Annotated in this window: 14 protein-coding genes and 2 tRNA genes; 5 read left to right on the top strand and 11 right to left on the bottom strand. The window is 33.8% G+C overall.

Annotated elements, in window-relative coordinates:
• Window positions 1–4: 4 nt before the first annotated feature.
• From ACNC7R_RS06210 to proS, 5 genes are all read right to left on the bottom strand, one after another.
• A complete protein-coding gene (locus tag ACNC7R_RS06210) occupies window positions 5–2,371 on the bottom strand; it encodes a GAF domain-containing protein (RefSeq protein ID WP_417940077.1) in 2,367 nt (788 codons plus the stop codon).
• 142 nt (window positions 2,372–2,513) lie between these two features.
• Entirely contained in the window at window positions 2,514–2,765 is a 252-nt protein-coding gene (gene rpsT, locus ACNC7R_RS06205; RefSeq protein WP_417940076.1) for a 30S ribosomal protein S20, read from the bottom strand.
• Between the two features lie 154 nt (window positions 2,766–2,919).
• Window positions 2,920–2,991: transfer RNA gene (locus ACNC7R_RS06200), tRNA-Glu, on the bottom strand.
• Between the two features lie 39 nt (window positions 2,992–3,030).
• Window positions 3,031–3,102: transfer RNA gene (locus ACNC7R_RS06195), tRNA-Glu, on the bottom strand.
• Between the two features lie 78 nt (window positions 3,103–3,180).
• On the bottom strand, window positions 3,181–4,659 hold the full coding sequence (gene proS, locus ACNC7R_RS06190; protein WP_417940075.1) for a proline--tRNA ligase: 1,479 nt from the start codon (window positions 4,657–4,659) through the stop codon (window positions 3,181–3,183).
• A 101-nt stretch (window positions 4,660–4,760) separates the two neighbouring features.
• Between proS and ACNC7R_RS06185 the strand changes: the two genes are divergently transcribed.
• The 5 genes from ACNC7R_RS06185 to ACNC7R_RS06165 all read left to right on the top strand — a co-directional run bounded on the left by ACNC7R_RS06185 (window position 4,761) and on the right by ACNC7R_RS06165 (window position 10,384).
• Window positions 4,761–5,777, top strand: a complete 1,017-nt coding sequence (locus ACNC7R_RS06185; protein ID WP_417940074.1) for a hypothetical protein — start codon at window positions 4,761–4,763, stop codon at window positions 5,775–5,777.
• Between the two features lie 48 nt (window positions 5,778–5,825).
• On the top strand, window positions 5,826–7,334 hold the full coding sequence (locus ACNC7R_RS06180) for an OmpP1/FadL family transporter (protein ID WP_417940073.1): 1,509 nt from the start codon (window positions 5,826–5,828) through the stop codon (window positions 7,332–7,334).
• Window positions 7,335–7,549: 215 nt separating this feature from the next.
• Complete coding sequence (rimO, locus tag ACNC7R_RS06175) at window positions 7,550–8,863, top strand: 30S ribosomal protein S12 methylthiotransferase RimO (protein WP_417940072.1); 1,314 nt, start codon at window positions 7,550–7,552, stop codon at window positions 8,861–8,863.
• Window positions 8,864–8,896: 33 nt separating this feature from the next.
• On the top strand, window positions 8,897–9,439 hold the full coding sequence (locus ACNC7R_RS06170) for a hypothetical protein (RefSeq protein ID WP_417940071.1): 543 nt from the start codon (window positions 8,897–8,899) through the stop codon (window positions 9,437–9,439).
• 33 nt (window positions 9,440–9,472) lie between these two features.
• Entirely contained in the window at window positions 9,473–10,384 is a 912-nt protein-coding gene (locus ACNC7R_RS06165; RefSeq protein WP_417940070.1) for an N-acetylmuramoyl-L-alanine amidase, read from the top strand.
• Window positions 10,385–10,892: 508 nt separating this feature from the next.
• Here ACNC7R_RS06165 and ACNC7R_RS06160 read toward each other — a convergent pair.
• The 6 genes from ACNC7R_RS06160 to ACNC7R_RS06135 all read right to left on the bottom strand — a co-directional run bounded on the left by ACNC7R_RS06160 (window position 10,893) and on the right by ACNC7R_RS06135 (window position 20,697).
• A complete protein-coding gene (locus ACNC7R_RS06160) occupies window positions 10,893–11,951 on the bottom strand; it encodes an outer membrane beta-barrel protein (RefSeq protein ID WP_417940069.1) in 1,059 nt (352 codons plus the stop codon).
• 564 nt (window positions 11,952–12,515) lie between these two features.
• Complete coding sequence (locus ACNC7R_RS06155) at window positions 12,516–13,481, bottom strand: glycoside hydrolase family 5 protein (protein ID WP_417940068.1); 966 nt, start codon at window positions 13,479–13,481, stop codon at window positions 12,516–12,518.
• A gap of 12 nt (window positions 13,482–13,493) precedes the next feature.
• The gene (locus tag ACNC7R_RS06150; RefSeq protein WP_417940067.1) at window positions 13,494–14,726 is read right to left on the bottom strand and encodes a glycoside hydrolase family 27 protein; all 1,233 of its coding nucleotides are present in this window, start codon (window positions 14,724–14,726) and stop codon (window positions 13,494–13,496) included.
• Between the two features lie 91 nt (window positions 14,727–14,817).
• Window positions 14,818–15,873, bottom strand: a complete 1,056-nt coding sequence (locus ACNC7R_RS06145; RefSeq protein WP_417940066.1) for a hypothetical protein — start codon at window positions 15,871–15,873, stop codon at window positions 14,818–14,820.
• A 16-nt stretch (window positions 15,874–15,889) separates the two neighbouring features.
• Window positions 15,890–17,491: a RagB/SusD family nutrient uptake outer membrane protein gene (locus ACNC7R_RS06140; protein ID WP_417940065.1), complete on the bottom strand. Its 1,602-nt coding sequence runs from the start codon at window positions 17,489–17,491 to the stop codon at window positions 15,890–15,892.
• 11 nt (window positions 17,492–17,502) lie between these two features.
• Window positions 17,503–20,697: a SusC/RagA family TonB-linked outer membrane protein gene (locus ACNC7R_RS06135; protein ID WP_417940064.1), complete on the bottom strand. Its 3,195-nt coding sequence runs from the start codon at window positions 20,695–20,697 to the stop codon at window positions 17,503–17,505.
• Between the last annotated feature and the right edge of the window lie 285 nt (window positions 20,698–20,982).

Raw genomic sequence — 20,982 nt, 5'->3', positions numbered from 1 at the left:
AAAACTATTTAAGTTCATCCAATAAATCCTGATACGTGATTTTTTGAGAAATCAAATTTTCGGTATTATTAATAACTTTTACACGAATAGCCCTTAATCCCGAAACCCCTTGCAAGTCTTCAACTTCAAATTGCTCAATAGCAGGTTCAAGTATTTTTTTGTGCTGCAAATATTTTATGTATTTTAAGTATTCCGCTTCCTCATTGTTTTGCGTATATACAATTGTAATTTTTTCTTTTTCTGTAATTCTGTCTTTTGTACCTTTTATATTTGATTTATCTATTCGTTTCTTCACAACTTCATAACGGGCATTATAGGTTCCATCAACGTCAAATCGTTTCTCATCCATTCTAAAACGAATTGAAAGCGGAGAGCTGAAAACCAAAATTAATGAAGTTACATCTAATTCGTATGGTAAAGAAGCTTTAAGCTGATGATGTTCTAATTCCATTTCGCATAAGGTCTGCAATTGCCATAAGCGCAGATTATGCAAATACATTAAATCAAAAGGCTGTGAAGGTGTAATTGAAGAACCAATATATAGATTATGCTCAACACCATCTGTTTTAAAACGTTCGTAGTAATGCGGATAAATTTGCTGAGCTTCAATTTGCTTTTTATCTAAAACAGAAGCCAGTTTCTTGTTAATAATAGACATCGCATTATCAAATTTCTTTCTTTCATGATAAAACAAGCCCGATTTTTCATCTAAACTCTCAAAATACTTTTTTTGTAATTTTTCGCTTTTAACAGTCTCTTTTGTGTTTTTTAAAATAGGATGAATTTCTTCTTCGATATAATGCTGAACATGCTGTTCTGTATCTGCTTTCAAAGGGAACTCTAATTCCTGAAGCATCGATTCCAGTTCAAACTTCCTTTGCTCCAACAACATCAGATTAGCGTCAGACTTCAGGGTTTCGAAAATTTCTAAAAGTGCCGTTAGCTGATTTTTCAAGTCTTTCTTTACTGTTTCATTTCGATGTTCAGATGAGCTTTTAATATCAATTTGTCCATATAACGGAAACACCTCTTTAAAAACAATCTCTTTAAAAATATAATCTTTAGAATAATTAATATTTTGAAAATAATTCTGAGATTCTTTTTTAAATTTCCAATAAACACTGGGGTGAATTGTAGTATATTCACGCTGAATAATAGCTTCTACCTGATGCTGCATATCAGTATTGTAACGATCAATTGTATCTGTTAAATACGGTAAGATCAACTCTAACTTTGTCGAATTTATACTATTTAATTCTCTTGGGTTTTGAGATACAATTTCTAATATCCCTAAAAAAAGATCATCTTTGATTATTGGAGCAAAAATACAGCTTTGAATATTCTGCTGAAGCAAATGCTGCCCTAGCCTTTCATTGCCTGCCTGTTGTGAAAATTTTTCAACATTTGAAATTACAAAAGGTTCCCGTTTTTCTAATAAGTTTTCAAATGAGCATCCAAATAAGGCATTTTTACAATCTACTTCCTGATTATCCGAAAGTAAAAAGCTATGCATTTGGGTATCAAATTTGATTGGTCTAATCAATTTTTCCTCATCAGAACTGTAAATTACAAAACCGAATCTTAACCCTGGTATTTTAAATAACGATATAAAAATAGATTCAATAATTTCAGTTGGTGTAATGGTATCATCTGGTTTTAACAGATTACTTTTTAAATTCGAAATAGCATTTTCAGTAGTTGCGTCAAATAAGGAAACTATCCCAAAACCTTTTATAATCCAGCTCCCTACCGGAAATTTTGATTCCCAGAGTTCAATATCTGTATAATTATCAATAAGTAAATCAATATCTTCTTTTGTAAGCTGTATAGAATCTTCCGTTGGAATTATTTCAAGGAAATCAGCATTGTACAAAATACGATAATGTCTGGTAACCCCTTTTTCATCCGGAATATCATAAAAAAAAGGTTTATTAAAATCTACATCCTGTTTATAATAAGTACTTAAAATAAGACAACAGTTATTGATATAAAATTGATGCTCATCAAAATCCCGAATTTCCATATCAAATGTTGAGCCTGCATTACTCAAAATTTTCTTGAAACGTTCTGTATAATTGAAAGTTAAATTCTGAAATGGAATTGTAACAGCTTTTATTTCGTTGTTTGTCAGAGCTGTTGGAAACAAATCAGCCAAAAGATTTTTTATCAGACCTTCCTCCTTTCGGATAATCTTATAATCTTCAATCCCCGTTCTAAACTCAGGAATAGCTTCTATTTCTTTCAGTATTGCTTTTGCATAATTTGATCGGTAATCAATATCTGATAAAGCAATTTCTTCAAAAGATTCAATTAATTTATGAAATGATATTATAGTTTTAAAAGGGCTTTTCTTAAACGAATGAGCATTCATCTGAAATATAGTTTAGAATGCAAAATTAGGTAATTAGTCCATCTGAAACTCTATTTCTTTCCATTATTTTATTTGTTCAATATGATGAAAATAAAAAAAGTCCTCATAAGAGGACTTTTTCTATATTAAGAATTGTAATTAATTACAATTTAGCAACATGTTTCGTTAATTTAGACTTCAGATTAGAAGCTTTATTATCGTGAATAACGTTCTTTTTAGCTAATTTATCAATCATAGAAATTACTGTTGATAACTTAGAAGCTGCATCAGACTTATCAGTAGCTAATCTTAATGCTTTAATAGCGTTACGAGTAGTTTTATGTTGGTATCTGTTAAGAACTCTTCTTTTTTCGTTGCTTCTGATTCTTTTTAATGCTGACTTATGATTTGCCATTTTCTTAATTTTAGATGTAATAATTTATTATAGATACTAGTTAAAAAAGAAAAACCTCCCACAATTGCAAAACAATCACTTTGGTTTTAACTAATAAAACAAAAACCGAGACACCAATTTCTATTTTACAAAACTTATTCACAACTAATTTTAGTAGTCCGTGGGGGAATCGAACCCCCCTTACCAGGATGAAAACCTGGCGTCCTAACCGATAGACGAACGGACCATAATATCAAGTAAAACACTTAAAGTGCAAGAAAAAAAGTAGTCCGTGGGGGAATCGAACCCCCCTTACCAGGATGAAAACCTGGCGTCCTAACCGATAGACGAACGGACCGTGTTTCTCTAATGCGGATGCAAAAATACAACTATTTTTAAAATGTACAAGACCTGATGTAAAAAAAAATAAAAAAAATCAATATGCCTTTGCAAACAACACTCTTTTTGTAGAAGGATTCCCAGTAAATACGCAGCTTCCCGCCTCTTCCACATGACTTAAAGGAACACAGCGAATCGTTGCTTTTGTAAGATCTTTTATTTTCTCTTCCGTTTCAGCTGTTCCGTCCCAATGAGCCGAAACAAACCCTCCTTTACCTTCTAAAACTTGTTTAAATTCCTCAAAATTATTTACTTCCGTAATATGCTTATTACGATAGTCTAATGCTTTATTAAATAAATCTGTCTGTATTTGCTCTAATAATTCATTTATGTAGTCTACAATTCCTTCCCCAGAAACCGTCTCTTTTGTTAAAGTATCACGTCTTGCTACCTCAAAAGTTCCGTTTTCTAAATCTTTTGGACCTACTGCAATTCGAACAGGAACTCCTTTTAATTCCCATTCAGCAAACTTAAATCCAGGTTTTTGGGTCGTTCTGTCATCATACTTAACTGAAATCCTTAATTTCCTTAGTTTAGCAGTCAAATCATTAACAGCAGCTGTAATTTCAGCTAATTGCTCATCTGTTTTATAAATTGGCACAATTACAACTTGTATAGGCGCTAAATTTGGAGGTAAAACCAACCCCTGATCATCAGAATGTGTCATTACCAAGGCTCCCATTAAACGAGTTGAAACTCCCCATGAGGTACCCCAAACATGCTCCTGTTTTCCTTCTGCATTTGCGAACTTCACATCAAAAGCCTTTGCGAAATTCTGACCTAAGAAATGAGATGTTCCTGCCTGCAATGCTTTCCCGTCCTGCATTAAAGCCTCTATACAGTATGTTTCATCTGCTCCGGCAAAACGTTCTGTTTCGGTTTTTACCCCTTTTACAACCGGAATCGCCATAAAGTTTTCTACAAAATCCGCATACACATTCATCATTTTTTCAGATTCCTCTAGCGCTTCTGCCTTTGTAGCATGTGCAGTATGTCCTTCCTGCCATAAAAATTCAGCAGTTCTCAAAAATAAACGCGTACGCATTTCCCAACGTACTACATTTGCCCATTGATTAATCAATAAAGGCAAATCTCTATACGATTGTACCCATCCTTTGTATGTTGACCAGATAATTGCCTCACTTGTTGGACGAACAATAAGTTCTTCCTCTAATTTGGCATTCGGATCAACCATTAGCTTCCCTGGTTTATCAGGATCGTTTTTTAATCTGTAATGCGTTACGATTGCACACTCTTTTGCAAATCCTTCGGCGTTTTTTTCTTCGGCTTCAAACATGCTTTTTGGGACGAATAAAGGAAAATATGCATTTTGATGTCCGGTTTCTTTAAACATCCTGTCTAACTCAGCCTGCATTTTTTCCCAAATAGCATATCCGTAGGGTTTGATTACCATACAGCCTCTTACACCTGAATTTTCGGCTAAATCTGCCTTAACAACCAGTTCGTTATACCATTTCGAATAATCTTCTGCTCTTGTAGTGAGGTTCTTGCTCATATTGAATAGTTTGGCACAAATTTTGTTTTATTTTTTTTAACTAAATAGTTTCGCAAAACTAACTATTTTTGTAATGTGCAACAATAAAAAACACCACAGATATGAAAACTTATACTTCTCTCCGACAAAACTCAGCTCATTTCTATCTAATTGGATTGTTGAGTTTTTTATTAACATCGTGTGGTTCTTACCAAAACAGTTCGTATAACGATAATGATGGAATTTATAGCAATAGCCGTAATTACGCTCAGTCAAACACCAATTCGGTCAACAACCAATATCAGGATTATTTTAGATCACTGCAAAATGACGGAATGCCTACTGAAATATTTACTGATGTAGATAGCTATGGTAATTACGCAGAAGACGACAGTACACAAGTTGCATTAGTTACATCTTACCCTTCATGGGGGAGCAGTAATTCTGAGGTATCAGTAAATGTTTATTCCAGCCCAATGTGGCCTATGGGATTTGGTTACGGCTTTGGATACCCATATTACGGATGGGGAGGATACGGAGGTTATTGGGGGTATTCCGGATACGGATGGGGTTACCCTGGATATGGATGGGGTTACCCTGCTTATTGGGGACCAGGATGGGGATATTCCGGCTATTGGGGACCTGCTTATGGTTATGGATACAGACACAACAACTATTCCTATAATTACGGCAGAAGAGGATCTGCCGCTTACTATGGAGGAAGAAATTATAGCTCTAACAGAAGCTATAACACGAATAGAAGTTACACAACAAACAGAAGCTATAACAGCAACAGGACGTACAGTACAAACAGAAGCTACAATACAAACAGACAAAACAGCTTTTCCGACTACAGAAGAGGATCTTCTGCAAACAGAACATCAAGTCCTACTTTTTCAGACAGAAGAAGCTCGAATTCATACAATAGCAGTTACGATTCAAGCAGAAGATCAAGTACTACTAACTCAAACAGATCTTACAATTACAACAATAATAGTAACAATTCATCAAGAAGTTATTCAACACCAAGCTCTTCTCCTTCCCGTTCATATAACAGTAGCGGAGGTGGCGGAAGTATGAGATCCTCTGGAGGAGGCGGTGGCGGCGGCAGATCCTATGGCGGTGGCGGAAGAAGGTAACAATTTCATTCTTCAGCGTATTTAGTTACAAATCAAATTCAACAAAAAATGAAAAAAATATTCATCCTACTTATAACAGGATTAACTGTCAGCGTGTCCTATTCACAGGAAATTTCAGATGGTGTACGCTATTCTCAGGACAATTTAACAGGAACTGCCCGTTTTAGAGCAATGGGTGGCGCCTTTGGAGCACTTGGAGGAGATTTATCATCATTATCTGTAAACCCTGCGGGATCTGCAATATTTATAAACAATCAGGTTGGAATTACTTTTAGCAATCAAAGTATCAAAAATAATTCTGATTATTTTGGCGAACAGACCAGCGACAAAGAAAACTCTTTTATTTTAAACCAAGCCGGGGCTATTTTTGTTTTTAACGATCATAATCCGAATAATAATTGGAAAAAAATTGCAATTGGTGCTACCTATGAGAACACCAATAATTTTAACAATAATATTTTTTCAAGAGGCACAAATAAAGACAAAAATTCAATTGACCGCTATTTTTTAAATTATGCGAATGGAATACCTTTAGGAGATATTACTGGTTTTGACTACACAGATTTGTTTTATAATGAACAGCAAGCTTATTTTGGATTTTATGGAAAAGTAATACTCCCAACTAACCCAAACGACACTAACAATACGCAATACAACACTAATATTCCTTCTGGTGGAAATTATATACAGGAAAATGAAATTTATGCTCGAGGATATAATAGCAAATTAAGTTTCAATATCGCAACATCCTATCAAGACAGGATTTATCTGGGAGCCAATTTAAACGTTCATGTTACCGACTACAGAAGATCCAGCAGTTTTTTCGAAAGAAACACGAGCGACCTGGAACCAACTCAAACTATATCCAATGTGCGTTTTAACAATGACTTGTACACTTATGGAAACGGATTTTCTTTTCAATTAGGTGCCATTGCAAAAGTTACAGAATCATTTAGATTAGGTTTAGCTTACGAATCAAATACTTGGTATGAATTGTACGATGAAATCTCGCAAAGTTTATACTCAACAACAGAAAATAACGCAAATCAAGCTATTGACTATGAAGTAAATCCTAATATAACAAACGTTTATGACTCATATACTTTGCAAACTCCGGGAAAATTCACTTTTAGCGGTGCCTATATATTTGGAAAAACCGGTTTAATCAGTGTTGACTATTCTATTAAAGACTACGGAAATACTAAATTCAAACCGACGAGTGATTCCGGATTCAGGGAACTTAACAATGATATAAACAACCAACTAACAACAAGCGGCGAATTAAGGATTGGGGGCGAATACAAAATTAAACGATTAAGCTTACGCGGAGGATACCGTTTTGAAGAAAGCCCTTATAAAGACGGTAAAACAATTGGAGATCTAAACAGTTATTCCGGCGGTTTAGGGTATAACTTTGGAGGCACAAAAATTGATCTTGCCTATTCTTATACTGAAAGAGAATCTAATCAGGGATTTTTTGCAACCGGATTAACTGACCCTGCAAAAATTAATTCTAAACTCAACAATGTTTCCCTGACTTTATTATTTGAATTGTAATTAAAAATCAAAATAGAGGATTGAAAATTTCCGTCTGGTTTTCCTGACGGATTTTTTTTTAGCCCCGATAGAAGTGAAAATCCTTTTATGCCGGTGTTCGGCGTAAAAGATTGTAACGGATAGCGGGAATAGCTTCTGAAAAAACACCTAAATGAATCCTAAACAAGCGGTGTTTGAATAAAAAAGTGTAATTTTGCACTCCAATTTATAAAAATATGAGAACCAAGTCTTTAAAAAAGAACAAAATTAACGTAATCACTCTTGGGTGTTCGAAAAATGTATATGACAGTGAAGTGCTGATGGGACAACTTCGTGCCAATGGTAAAGAAGTACAACATGAAGCTCCTGAAAAAGAAGAAGGGAACATTATCGTAATCAACACTTGTGGTTTTATTGACAATGCGAAAGCAGAATCAGTAAACATGATTTTGGAATATGCTGATAAAAAAGACAGAGGCTTAGTTGATAAAGTTTTTGTAACAGGATGTTTATCTGAACGCTACAGACCGGATTTAGAAAAAGAAATTCCGAATGTAGATCAATATTTTGGTACTACAGAATTACCCCTGCTTTTAAAAGCTCTGGGAGCCGACTATAAACATGAATTACTAGGAGAACGTTTAACGACTACTCCAAAAAATTACGCTTACTTAAAAATTGCTGAAGGCTGCGACAGACCCTGCAGTTTCTGTGCTATTCCGTTAATGAGAGGTTCGCATGTTTCTCAGCCAATCGAAAAATTAGTAAAAGAAGCCCAAGGCTTAGCCAAAAATGGCGTAAAAGAATTGATTTTAATCGCTCAGGACCTGACTTATTATGGCCTTGACCTTTATAAGAAAAGAAATCTTGCAGAATTATTAGAAGCACTGGCAGCTGTAGAAGGCATTGAATGGATACGCTTGCATTATGCCTACCCTACCGGTTTTCCGATGGATGTTCTGGAGCTAATGAAACGCGAACCTAAAATTTGTAATTATATCGATATTCCATTGCAGCATATTTCAGATAATATTCTAAAATCGATGCGCCGTGGTACCACTCAGGCCAAAACGACTCAGTTACTAAAAGATTTCCGTGCTGCGGTTCCGGGAATAGCTATCAGAACTACTTTGATTGTTGGTTACCCAGGGGAGACTCAGGAAGATTTTGAAATTTTGAAAGACTTTGTTCAGGAAATGAAATTTGACAGAATGGGCTGTTTTGCTTATTCTCATGAAGAAAACACTCACGCTTATTTATTGGAAGATGATGTTCCCGCCGATGTAAAACAAGCCAGAGCTAATGAGATTATGGAATTACAATCTCAAATTTCATGGGACTTGAATCAGGAAAAAGTAGGACAGATTTACAAATGTATTATTGACAGAAAAGAAGGTGCTCATTTTGTGGGAAGAACAGAATTTGATAGTCCGGATGTTGACAATGAAGTTTTAATAGATGCATCAAAACATTATGTAAAAACGGGCGAATTTGTTAATATAAGGATAATAGAAGCGACAGAATTTGATTTATACGGAGAACCTGCTTAAATTTACGCTAACCAATCATCAATTTTAAAGTTTATGAAACCTATTCACTCTATTTTTCTTTTAGTTTTTGCTTTATTAGGCTATAATTCTGTTTCAGCACAATACGGAAATGGTTACAATAATGGGTATGGGAACGGTTACGGCAGAGGTGGAATGGGCATGGATAGAAGTATGATGCAGGGACCTCAAAGCAGCCCAAGCAAACCAAAAGAAGTTCCTGTAGAAGAAACAGCTGCAAAAATTGTAGAGCAAATGAAACCCGAAGTAAATCTTGATGAACTTCAGGCTATCGCTATCACAAACGTTCTGGCAGACAGCATGAGAGAACAAGGGGTTCTTTTGAAAAACGAAAGCAGCAGCCAGGATCAGAAAATTGAACAGATAAACGCATTAAGAGAAGTTACGACGAAAAAAATAACAGCTTTTCTAAATCCTGGACAAATCGAAAAGTACACTACTTTTATGGCTAATTTTAAGGAAATAAAAAAAACGAAATCTAAGAAGAAAAAAGATAAAGATTCAAAAGACAATAAAGAAGTCAAAGAAGACACTGAAGCAGCAAAACCTGCTGAATAACATTCCTGACTCAACCTTAAATGTAATTAAAGCATGTTAAAAAAACATTTTTTTTATCTGATTTCAGCCATTATTATTACTTCCTGCGGAACAAAAAACCCATACAGAACAACAGAAAAAGTTTATGATCAGCAGCTTAAAACTTTAGAAAATCAAATTACGAGTAAAGAAGTCCAGCCAATACCATCTGTTGTTCCTCCTGTAGTTATAGACACTACTTATGCTTCACAATTAGGAATTGTAAAGGACACTCTTTCAAAAACAGGATCTACTTCTTTACTAAATGGTATTACAACTGAATGGATAGGAACTGTCAATTTCAATTTAAGAAAACCAAGTTTTATTATTATTCATCATACCGCTCAGGACTCACTCCAGCAAACCGTTAGTACGTTTACAAAAACAAAAACGCAAGTCAGCGCACATTATATCATTTCTGAAAACGGAAAAGTAGTTCAGATGTTAAATGATTATTTGAGAGCATGGCATGCAGGAGCATCAAGTTGGGGAAAAAACACCGATTTAAATTCCTCTTCAATAGGCATTGAACTTGACAACAATGGCTTCAAACCTTTTACAGAAGCTCAGATCAGCAGTTTAATGGCTCTTTTGACTAAACTGAAAAAAGATTACAATATTCCAACACAAAACATTCTAGGCCACGCTGACATAGCTCCAGGCAGAAAACAAGATCCAAGCGCCTTATTTCCATGGAAAACTCTAGCAGAAAAAGGTTTTGGAATTTGGCCTGATGAAGTTTTAGAAGAAGCACCTTTTGACTTTAAAATTGAACCTGCGCTTCGAATTATTGGGTATAATACTAAAAATCTTTCCGCAGCTATTCAGGCTTTTAAACTGCACTATATACAAACTGATACTTCTTCTGTTTTAGACCGAAAAACAATAGATACTATTTATTCGATTTATAAAAAACAGGTTCAATAAACGACGCATTTAAAAATAAAAAACGCATTCCTGATAAAATTTAGAGAATGCGTTTTTTTATTGCATTTTAAGACCCATAAAAATAGTATTCAAAAAGAAAAATCATCCGAATACTTACTCTCTCCTATTCCATGGATAATTACTGATAATCCCTGAAGCAAAAACTCCTCAAATATTAATACCAAATACTTCTTTTAATAGTATTAGATAAAAAACACTGAACAGAATGAAGTTATTTACCAACACGAATAATTTAATCCGCCACATCCTGCTTTTTTTTCACAGAAAGACATACAATAAAAAGTATTTAATCAAAGAGTTAAAAATCTTTCCTTAAAGACATTTACTTTAGCTCTTAGCCGAATGATTTCGGATAATAACTATAAGTTTAAATTCTATTAAATATAAAAAAGCTGCCAAAAATTTATAATTTTTGACAGCTTCCAAAAAAAAAAAAAAATATCAATCTTTATCTCTTTTCCAGAAAGAGTATGTTTTATAATTTATTTTAGAATCCGTAAACTAAAGCCAGAAGCACTTGAGAAGCAGATTTAGCAGGCACTAAATCAGAATCTACAAACTTAACTTTATCTGAATTTGAATCAAATCTGAACTCTGGAATAATAGTCAAACCGTTTATTTTGTAGTTCCCAGACAAAGTCAAAGCTGTAATATCTGTGTCATCTGACCCCTCTTTAGATTTAAAATATTCACCACGTATTCCCAAAGCAAAAGCATCACTAATTGCATAAGATGGGTATAATGCGGCTCCTGTATAACCTACATCACCTTCGTTTGAAAAATCAGCAGCGTTTAAACCTAATTTGAATTTATCCGTTAATTGGAATGTTGCAGTCAAATCAACAATAGTACCACTTACAGAGCCATCCATAAAATTCAAATAAGCACTTGCTTTATCTGTCACATAAGACAATTGACCTCCTACAGCATTTAATCCTTTTATTGGATCCGCTTTATAGGAATTCCAAGTATCATTAAACAAACCTACCATTGCTCCAAATTTCTCCGTTATGGCATAATTCGCTTTAATACCTGCATTTTGGAATGGACCATTGGTAAACATATAAGAAGTTGAGTAATGAAAGTTACCTACCGGAGAGATTACCTCATAGCCAATAAATGTACCCATATAACCTGCTGTCATACTAAATTTATCAGTAAACGCATAAGTAGCATACAAGTTTTGGAGGTGGAATGATTCCCCAGAAGTAATTGTATTAGGAATAGGATCACCATTTTGATCATATACTACATCTAGCTCATTTGGTATTGATTGCCTTTGTCCTCTTGGTCCAAAAGAAATTTCACCAACAAAAGAAATGTTTTTTATTTTTTTCTTCAAAGCGATATCCAACATTCCTAAAGAAACTGAATTCTGATCTGTTGCAAAACTTGTAGGAATGTTAGGGACTTTAGCAAAATCATATTTGTAATATATATCCCCCGAACCTGAAATTTCTAAAGGAGTGGTTTCTGATGTTTCATCTTGTGCAAATGCAAAACTTGTTGTTAGTGCTAATGATAAAATACATAATACTTTTTTCATGTGTAAATTGGTTTTAGTTATTAATTGATTCTGGTTAGTTAAATTTTTATCTTTTTATAATTACGATTGCTTTTTTTTGAACTTCAAATCCGTTTAAATCATCATCATTTTCTTCAGCGAATTTATTAACTTTTGCATGAGTAGAAGAATCGAAAACTATTTTTTTGATGTTTTTAGAGCAGAATTATGGATTACAAAAATTAAATCAAAAATAATCATTATTTCATATTTATAGGGATTGGTTTTTAAAAATACAATAACACATTTTTAGTGTTTACAACAAAAAAATAGGGGTTTAAAATCAAAAAACACGTTAAAAACAAATATTAAAAACCCAAAAAACAACTTTAAAAAAACAAACCCCTATAAAAAACAGGGTAAAAACATAAAAAATAAAAAACACCAAATCAAAAACAAGTTTTTAATATACAACAAAGAAATATTTAAAATTCTTACAAAAACAAATACGAAAGAATATCAAATATTAACTTTTACAAGCAGATAAAAACGCAAAAAGCCTATCCAAACTGAACAGGCTTTTCTAGCAGTTTTTTTTCATTATCACTAATCTGTACTATTATATTTAATTAAAAAATCACGGATTTTAATTCCAGACTCTTTCAAATCCTTATCTTTCCAGTTTCCTTCTGATTTTGCTCTTTTTTGTAAAACAGAGCAGGTTTCATCCTTATCGGAAACTGACCAAGTAACCCAGCTTAGTTTTCTGGTCTCCATCCATTCTATATATTCCTGCCATGACTTCATATTGAGAGGTCCGTCTCCAGAAGCTTCCATTCCGGCAGATTCCGATATAAATACTGGTAAACCGCTTTTTATTGCCTGATCCGTCCTGTCTCTCAACTCCTTACCATGTGTAGCGGCATAAAAATGCATTGTATACATTAAATTACCATACCCTCTAATAGGATCTGCAGCAGGAAGATCAACATCCTGATCCCAATGAGGACAACCAACTAAGATAATATTGTCAGGATCATTTTGTCTGATAACCCTAATGATTTCTTCAGCATAACTTTTAACTTCCGGCCAGGTTTCATAATCAGGCTCATTGAATATTTCATATAATATATTGGGATATTTAGCATATTTTTTTGAGATCGCAGCGAAGAATTCTTTTGCTTCCTTTAGATTGACGTTATGACTGTGCCAATCTACAATAACATATATATCTGATTGTATGGCTCCTTTTATAACTGCTTCGATTTTTTCTTTGGAAAATTGCGGGTCTTTACTGTAGGAATGTTCCCCTAATTCAATTCCCATAGCGGCACGAACCACATTGCAATTAAAATCCTTCTTTAACCAGCTTACGGCTTTTTCATTGTAAAATCTTGGCCACATACTATGCCAGCCAAAACTCATTCCTCTTAAAACAATTGGCTGATTATTCTGATCTGTCAATTGAGTCCCTTGGACACTTAAAAAACCATGTTTCTTTACAAATTGTGCATTCGAAATAGAAAACATCAGTAATACACCTATGTATAGTATTATTGTTTTTAACCTCATCTTGCTTTTATTTTAAAGAGATAATTTCAAGATTATACAATCGTGAGAAGCCAGATCTGCAGTAAAGTTCTTTTTGGTGTTTCCAGTTTCTTTATTCGTCCAAAGATTTTTTAGTTTAAAAGTTACTTTATTGAAGTCAGCTTCATAACCAAAATCAGTATCTTTTATAGTATTTTTCTTCCAGTCAAAATTAACTTTTTTAGCCACTTCGCTTCTATTTAAAAAAGTTACAGCCCAGTTCCCATCTGATAAAGGTTTAACCCAAACTTCTAATCCATCTTCTGCCAAATATTTAAATCCCTGAATTCCCAGTTTATCCTGATTAATAGCGATTAATTCTTTATTGGTCAAAAGAGCCAATGTTTCTTTGGTCATTTTTCGGTAATCATTTCCGGTAAATAATGGAGAGGATAACATACACCACATTGCGAAATGCGATTTATCTTCGGTATGATTCATTTCATTGCCCACTTCCATCATATCAAAATCATTCCAGTGATCCGGACCGGAATATTTACGAATGTCTTTACGCATGTCTGCAATTTTCATGAACCCCCAGGAGGACCAATTTTCAGGATGCTTAAATTCACAATCAAAGCACGGATAAATATCTCCAGAAATCCTCCAAAGGTTGCCAACAGGCTTCCCCCACTCCCAAGGCTGGTTATCACCCCATTCACAAAGACTAAAAACAATAGGCCTTCCCGCTGTTTTTAATGCATTACTCATTGTTGCATAAGCTTCAGGAGCCGTAATTCCTTTTGTATTACACCAATCATACTTTAAGAAATCAATTCCCAGTTTCGCATAAAAACGGGCATCCTGATATTCATATCCTCGTGTACCCGGATAACCAGCACAGGTTTTGGTTCCGGCGCAATTATACAAACCAAATTTAAGCCCTTTGTTATGCACATAATCTACTACAGCTTTCATTCCGTTTGGAAATTTAACCGGATCAGGTACTAAATCTCCGTTTGCATCACGTTCTTTTGCCATCCATCCATCATCCAGTACTATATAATTGTAGCCCGCAGCTGCCAAACCTGAAGAAACCATAATATCTGCTGTTTCTTTTACCAATTTTTCATCGATATTGGTTGCAAAAGTGTTCCATGAATTCCAGCCCATTGGCGGTGTCATGGCCAGACCTTCAAATTTCCCTGCTGATTGCGTATGTGTATTTCCCTGGCTGAAGACTAATATTGAAATATGTAAAGCCAATACTAAAATTATCTTTTTCATTTTTTTTAAATTTTAAAACACTTTATAAAAAATGTTCCCTAATTTTTCAATCAGGGAACATTTTAGACTAACTTAAAACCAAACAAATTATCTATTTCAAAACAAAGCCTAAATCATCAAACAAAACAGTATTTCCCCCATCATTATTTGATTCTTGAAAAGTAATCATCGTAACGGCAGTTGGACTTCCTAATTTATCTAAAGGAATTTCCATATAAACCCATGATGTTGAAACTGGAATAACATAATTTGGACCTCCGTTTAAACTAAAATTAACTTGTCCGTTTTTAGATCCTTTAACCGCAATCCTAAATGCTTTGTATGGAGTCATGTCAATATTAAAACCCCAATTTCCTCCATCCCATTGACCAAATTCCCATTGCCAGGATTTTTCTCCTTGAAAAGAATCACCATCATAATTAAAATTAACCCCCTTACCTGCCCAAGGTCCTCCCCATTGCATTCCATATAACTTATCATCGTATAAAGCGGTTCCTATTGCTTCTTTCGAGACCGCTGTTCCCGATATATTTGTAACAGCTAAATGTCTCTTGTCTGCATTTGCTGGTATTTTAATGACAATTTGCTCCAAAGTGGATGAAAGAATTGTAACAGGCACTTCTGGCTGCGTAGGTGTTTCTGCAAGTGTTACAACTGGTTCTAAAAAGTATTTCCCTTTAATTATAACCTCATCTCCTTCAGCACAATTAATAAAATTAAATCCACTAAATGTTGGAGCAGGAGGAGCCACCACTATATCATAAACTGCAGTTCCTTTGTCTGTAACTACCTTTAATTGATTAGAAGCATTAGCATACGGAGTATTTTCATCGACCAAAACAATAATATCAGTATCAGTTACGAAAGTGGGTCTAAAATAAGTCTCGTAATCATTAAAATAAATTTTTTGTGCCGAAAGAAATCCTTTACCATGGATAACATAATAATTTTTAGGATCAACTTTAGTTACGGGCTCTAATGGCTTTAAGCTCCCGTCTGTATTATACCCAGAGGGCATTACCGATTCTATTACAGGCGGTCCTGCATGAGCATCATTATCATCATCATTAGAACAAGAACTAAAAAGCAATACAAATAACACCCCTATAACACATGTTGTTAACGAATATATCTTGAAATTTTTCATCTCTTTATTTTTTAAATTATTTAAAATTATAAGGAGCTACTTCCTTTAATTTTGGATTTTTAATTAAATCATCCGCAGGGTAAGGCAATAACAAATTAGATGCAGAGATAGATATATGTTTCTCTACTTCTTGATTTCCTCTGTTTTGAGCCTCCATAATTTGCTTCGCTTTTGCGAATGGCAAACGACCTAAATCAAAATAATAATCTCCTTCACAAGCTAATTCAGCACGTCTTTCTTTAAAAATATCATCAAAAGTTATAGATGTTTTCTCTGCCAGCCCAGCTCTTCTGCGAACCGCATTAAAAGATTTTAACGCATTGACATCAGAAGTACTTCCGGTTTGAGAACCCAAAATGGCTTCTGCATGAATTAATAACAACTCTGCATAGCGCATCATATAACTATTCATACTACTTTCACCATTAAAAGGTTTATTAAAAACTCCTGTAATTGGGATATTTTCTTTACCGATTACATATTTTTTTAAACCTGCACCTGAATTTTGAGCTTCATTTTCTTCTTTAAAAGTATAACCTAAAAGTATTTTAGAATCTACATCTAAAGTTTCTGCATAGCTCAAATTTGGATAATAATCACCTGGTAGCATAAAAGTTTCTTTTCTTCTTTTGTCTCCATTTTCATAAACATTTTTAATTAAGTCCTGAGATGGGGCAATTTGTCCAGAATATGTTGTTTCAACCAATCTGTTTTCCGGAGCAAATAATGTATTACTAAAATTACCCTCAAAATAAGTACCGGTACCTGTCCATTGCCAGGAAAAAATTGACTCTTGATTGTTATTGTTTTTTTGCAAAAACAAATCTGCAAAAGACATTGTTGGCAATTCATCTCCACCTAATAATTTAAATTCTCCACTATTTATAACTTCCTGAGCCAATGCGGCAGCTTCAGCATATCTTTTTTGATACAAATAGACTTTAGCCAAAAATGCTTTAGCAGAACCACTAGAAACGTGTGCATTTGCAGCATAATCACTCCCTCTGGTTTTTTTTCTTAAATTTTCAATAGCATATTTCAAATCCATTTCGATGAATTTATATACATCTTCAGTTGGATTACTCGGAATCACAAAATTCTGAGTATAATCAGCTGTGTTTTCAATAATAGGAACATTTCCCCACAATCTTACTAAGAAAAAATATGAAAATGCCCGAATAAAATGACATTCTCCCAATGTATTTTTAAGTGCTTCATTACTTACATTAGGACCAACACTTTGTGGCAAAACATTTATATACGCATTACAGTTAGCAATAGCCCCGTAACAAGAGCGCCATGCATCTGAAATAAAAGACTGCGAATTGGTAAAACTTAAATCTGTAAATTTTCCGAAATCATTATAAACATCTGCATACATATTTCCAGAAATAACATCGGTAATTCCAAAAAAAGCCGATTTATTCATATTAAACCACACAATTCCATACAATCCATTTGTTGCATTATCAAGCTTTTCATCAGAATCATAATAATTCCCCATTGTAGGAGCACCTTCAGCAGGCACGTCTATAAAATCTTGCGAACATGAGGATGATAACAACATTAGCCCGGCTAATAATATACTACCTGTTCTTTTAAATATATTTTTTTTCATTGCTTAGTTAATTAAAATTCAACATTAAAACCAAAAGTAACTTGTCTTGGCACTGGATAACGTCCATTATCTATCCCTGATAATAAAGCATCTTGGTTAAATGATCCAACTTCAGGATCGTAACCTTTATAGTTTGTAAAGGTGTAAAGGTTTTGACCTGATACATAAACCCTTAATCTGGATAATTTGATTTTAGAGATAAGATCCAAAGGCAAAGAATATCCTAAAGTTACGTTTTGAATTCTTAAATAAGTTCCATCTTCAATCATACGACTTGAAATAGCATTATTAATATGGTCGTAAGTTGAAGGTCTTGGCAAAGAAGCATCCAAATTAGTAGCTGAATAAAAATCAGCTGCATCGGTTAAATAATTTGTACCTATATTGCTATTCATGGTTCCTGAATGGCGTGTTAAGTTCATTAAATCATTACCAACAGTTCCTTGAAGAAAAATAGATAAATCTATATTTTTATACTTAAAATTATTTGTAAAACCGTATGAGAATTTAGGATTAGGATTTCCAATAGCTACAAGGTCATTTTGATCTATTACCCCGTCATTATTTTGATCTTTATAAATTACATCACCTTTAACAAAATTTGGCAACAAAGAGTTTGTACCGTTTTTCAAAACTACTTTATTTCCACCCGCATCAGTATGTCCGTAAGTCATTAAATCGTCATCTGTACGATAAATCCCCCTTGCTTCATATCCATAAAATGACCCAATTGGCAAACCTTCTTGCGTTCTTGAAACCGATACCGTATTATAGGCAAGTGTATTCATCGTTTTTGTAATATTCAATCCCGCCATATCCGAAACTTCATTTACATAACGTGTAAAATTCAAACTAGAATTCCATGAAAAATTTTCAGTAAATTTATTATCATAACCCAAAGTAATTTCAAAACCTTTGTTTTGCATACTCCCTAAGTTAAAATAAGGTGGATCAACACCTCCTTCGTAACTACCGCCCCCGGAAAGGAAGTATGGCAAAGGCACCTGGTAAAGAAAGTCTTTAGAAACTTTTTTATAAGCATCAAACGTTACTGCCAACTTAGAATCAAACAAAGTAAAATCTAACCCAAAATTAGTTTGCTCTTGTGTTTCCCATTTTACATTTTTATTATTTGAATTGGCAGGTAAATAAGAAGTTCCCATTGTACTGTTTACGATATGCAAATTAGAGTCGTACACATTATTTGGAATCTGGTTGTTCCCTGTTTGTCCCCAACCTGCTCTTAATTTAATATTATCGACATATTTTTTAGTCCCTTCCATGAACGACTCATTTGAAAGCTTCCAAGAACCACTTACCGAACTAAAAACACCCCATTTATTTCCTACGAAAAATTTTGAAGAGCCATCCGCTCTTACAGAACCTGTTAACCCATAACGATCAGCGTAATCATAAACTACCCTTCCTAAATAAGAAGACAATGTTTGTGTTCCGCTGTACGGGCTACCAATAATTGCTTTATTTAAATCTGAGGCTGATAACGAATGATCGCTATTATCTTTAAATCCTGTAGCATTTATAGAATACCCTTCCCAATGCGCTCTATTGGATTCCTGAACTCCCAAAAGAGTAAAATTATGTTTACCAATAACATTACGATAGGTTAGCATATTCTTTAAGTTCCAGGAATTTCCTTCAGATGGGTTATAATATAAATTTGCATAAGCCTTTACTGCATTACCCAATGAATACATCGGATCATATTGTTGCCCAAGATTATTATAAATATACCCCCCTACTTCAAAACGATACTCTAACCCTTTAAGAATATCAACTTGTGTATAAAAATTTCCGGCATAATTTTTTCTTACTAATGTATTAGATCCTAATAAAGATGTTGCCACAGGATTAACAAATGAAGTTGCCCCACCTGAAGGAGGTCCCGAAAACGCTCCCGAAAGTTCATAAACAGCAACATCTGGAGTTGCCAATAAAGAAGTCGCAATTACTCCGTTAAATTGACCATTCAAAGTTAGCTTCTCATCTGTAATTGTCCCACTTACATTAGCCCCTACTTTTATAAATTTATTTACTCTTGCATCAATATTTGTTCTAAAATTATATCTTTTAAATCCTGATTCGATTACAATACCCTCCTGATTCAAAATACCTCCTGAAACATAGTAGCTAATCCCTTCTTTTCCACCTGAAAAGGACAATTGATTAGATTTCATAATTCCTGTTTGGTAAATCGCATCTTGCCAATCTGTTCCTGCTCCCAAAAGTTCAGGATGAGCAAATTCAGGACGTTTTGAAGTTGGATCGTAAACCTCTGCTAATGCATTTTGATGAATTGCAAATTGTTGCAAATTCATAGATGATAATTTTTTAGGAAGATTACTAATCGAATATGAATTTTCAAAAGTTAATTTCCCTGTCCCTTTCTTTCCTGATTTAGTGGTTACAATAATAACTCCATTGGCTCCTCTGGAACCATAAATAGCTGTTGCAGAAGCATCTTTCAAAATATCAATTGACTCAATGTCATTTGGATTAATCAATGAAAGTGGACTTAAAGTTATATTTCCAGCATTTGAAAAGTTAGAATTTCCTGAAGCATTTCTTCCAGAAGTAGACGAATTACGTGCATCACCAGAAATTGGCACACCATCAATTACATATAATGGTTCGTTGGTCCCTGTTAAAGAAGAAACCCCTCTAATACGAACAGAAACATTACTTCCTGGCTCACCTGAATTGCTATTCACTACAACTCCCGCAGCCTTACCCTGCATCATTTGATCAAAAGAAGCAACTTTTAAATTTTCTATATCTTTTGAAGCAATACTTGAAATTGCACTGTTTACATCTTTTCTTTTTACAGTTCCATATCCAATTACTACAACTTCTTTAAGATCTTCCGACGTTGGCTTAAGAGAGACATTGATAGCCGTTTTTCCATTAACCGCTACTTTTTGAGTATTGAATCCTATAAAAGAATACACTAAAGTTGCATTTGCCGGAACATCGATTGAATATTTTCCGTCAAAATCAGTTGAAGTCGAAACTTTAGAACCGTCTATCGAAATGTTGGCACCAGGAATCGACATTCCTTTTTCATCAGACACGACACCTGATACTTTTACCTGAGCTGTTATGAAGTTACTCAGCAATAGAAATAACATCAATGGAATAACCTTGTGGTTAGCATTCCAATGAATAAAATTAGTCATTAGTTTTTTCATAATAAATGTTTGGTTAGTTGAAAGTTTAATACTTTATAAAGCGGTAAAAAAAAGATCGCATTTTACCGATTTATTTTTAACAAATCTATAACAGAAGATTATAGGAAGTTAATAGTATTATATCATTTAATGATAATATTTTTACCATGCTGTTTTAAAAAAACACATAATAAAATAAAAATATTAATTTATTGAAATATTCGCAATTAAACAGCACAAAAACCCAAGAACAAATAAACAATAATTAATAAAATCGAAAAAATTAAAACGATTTCGTTAAAAATA

This window comes from Flavobacterium adiutor, assembly GCF_048282555.1.
Classification (GTDB): domain Bacteria; phylum Bacteroidota; class Bacteroidia; order Flavobacteriales; family Flavobacteriaceae; genus Flavobacterium.
Note: the sequence above shows the minus strand (reverse complement) of the source record. Positions and strands in the feature narration are given on the sequence as shown.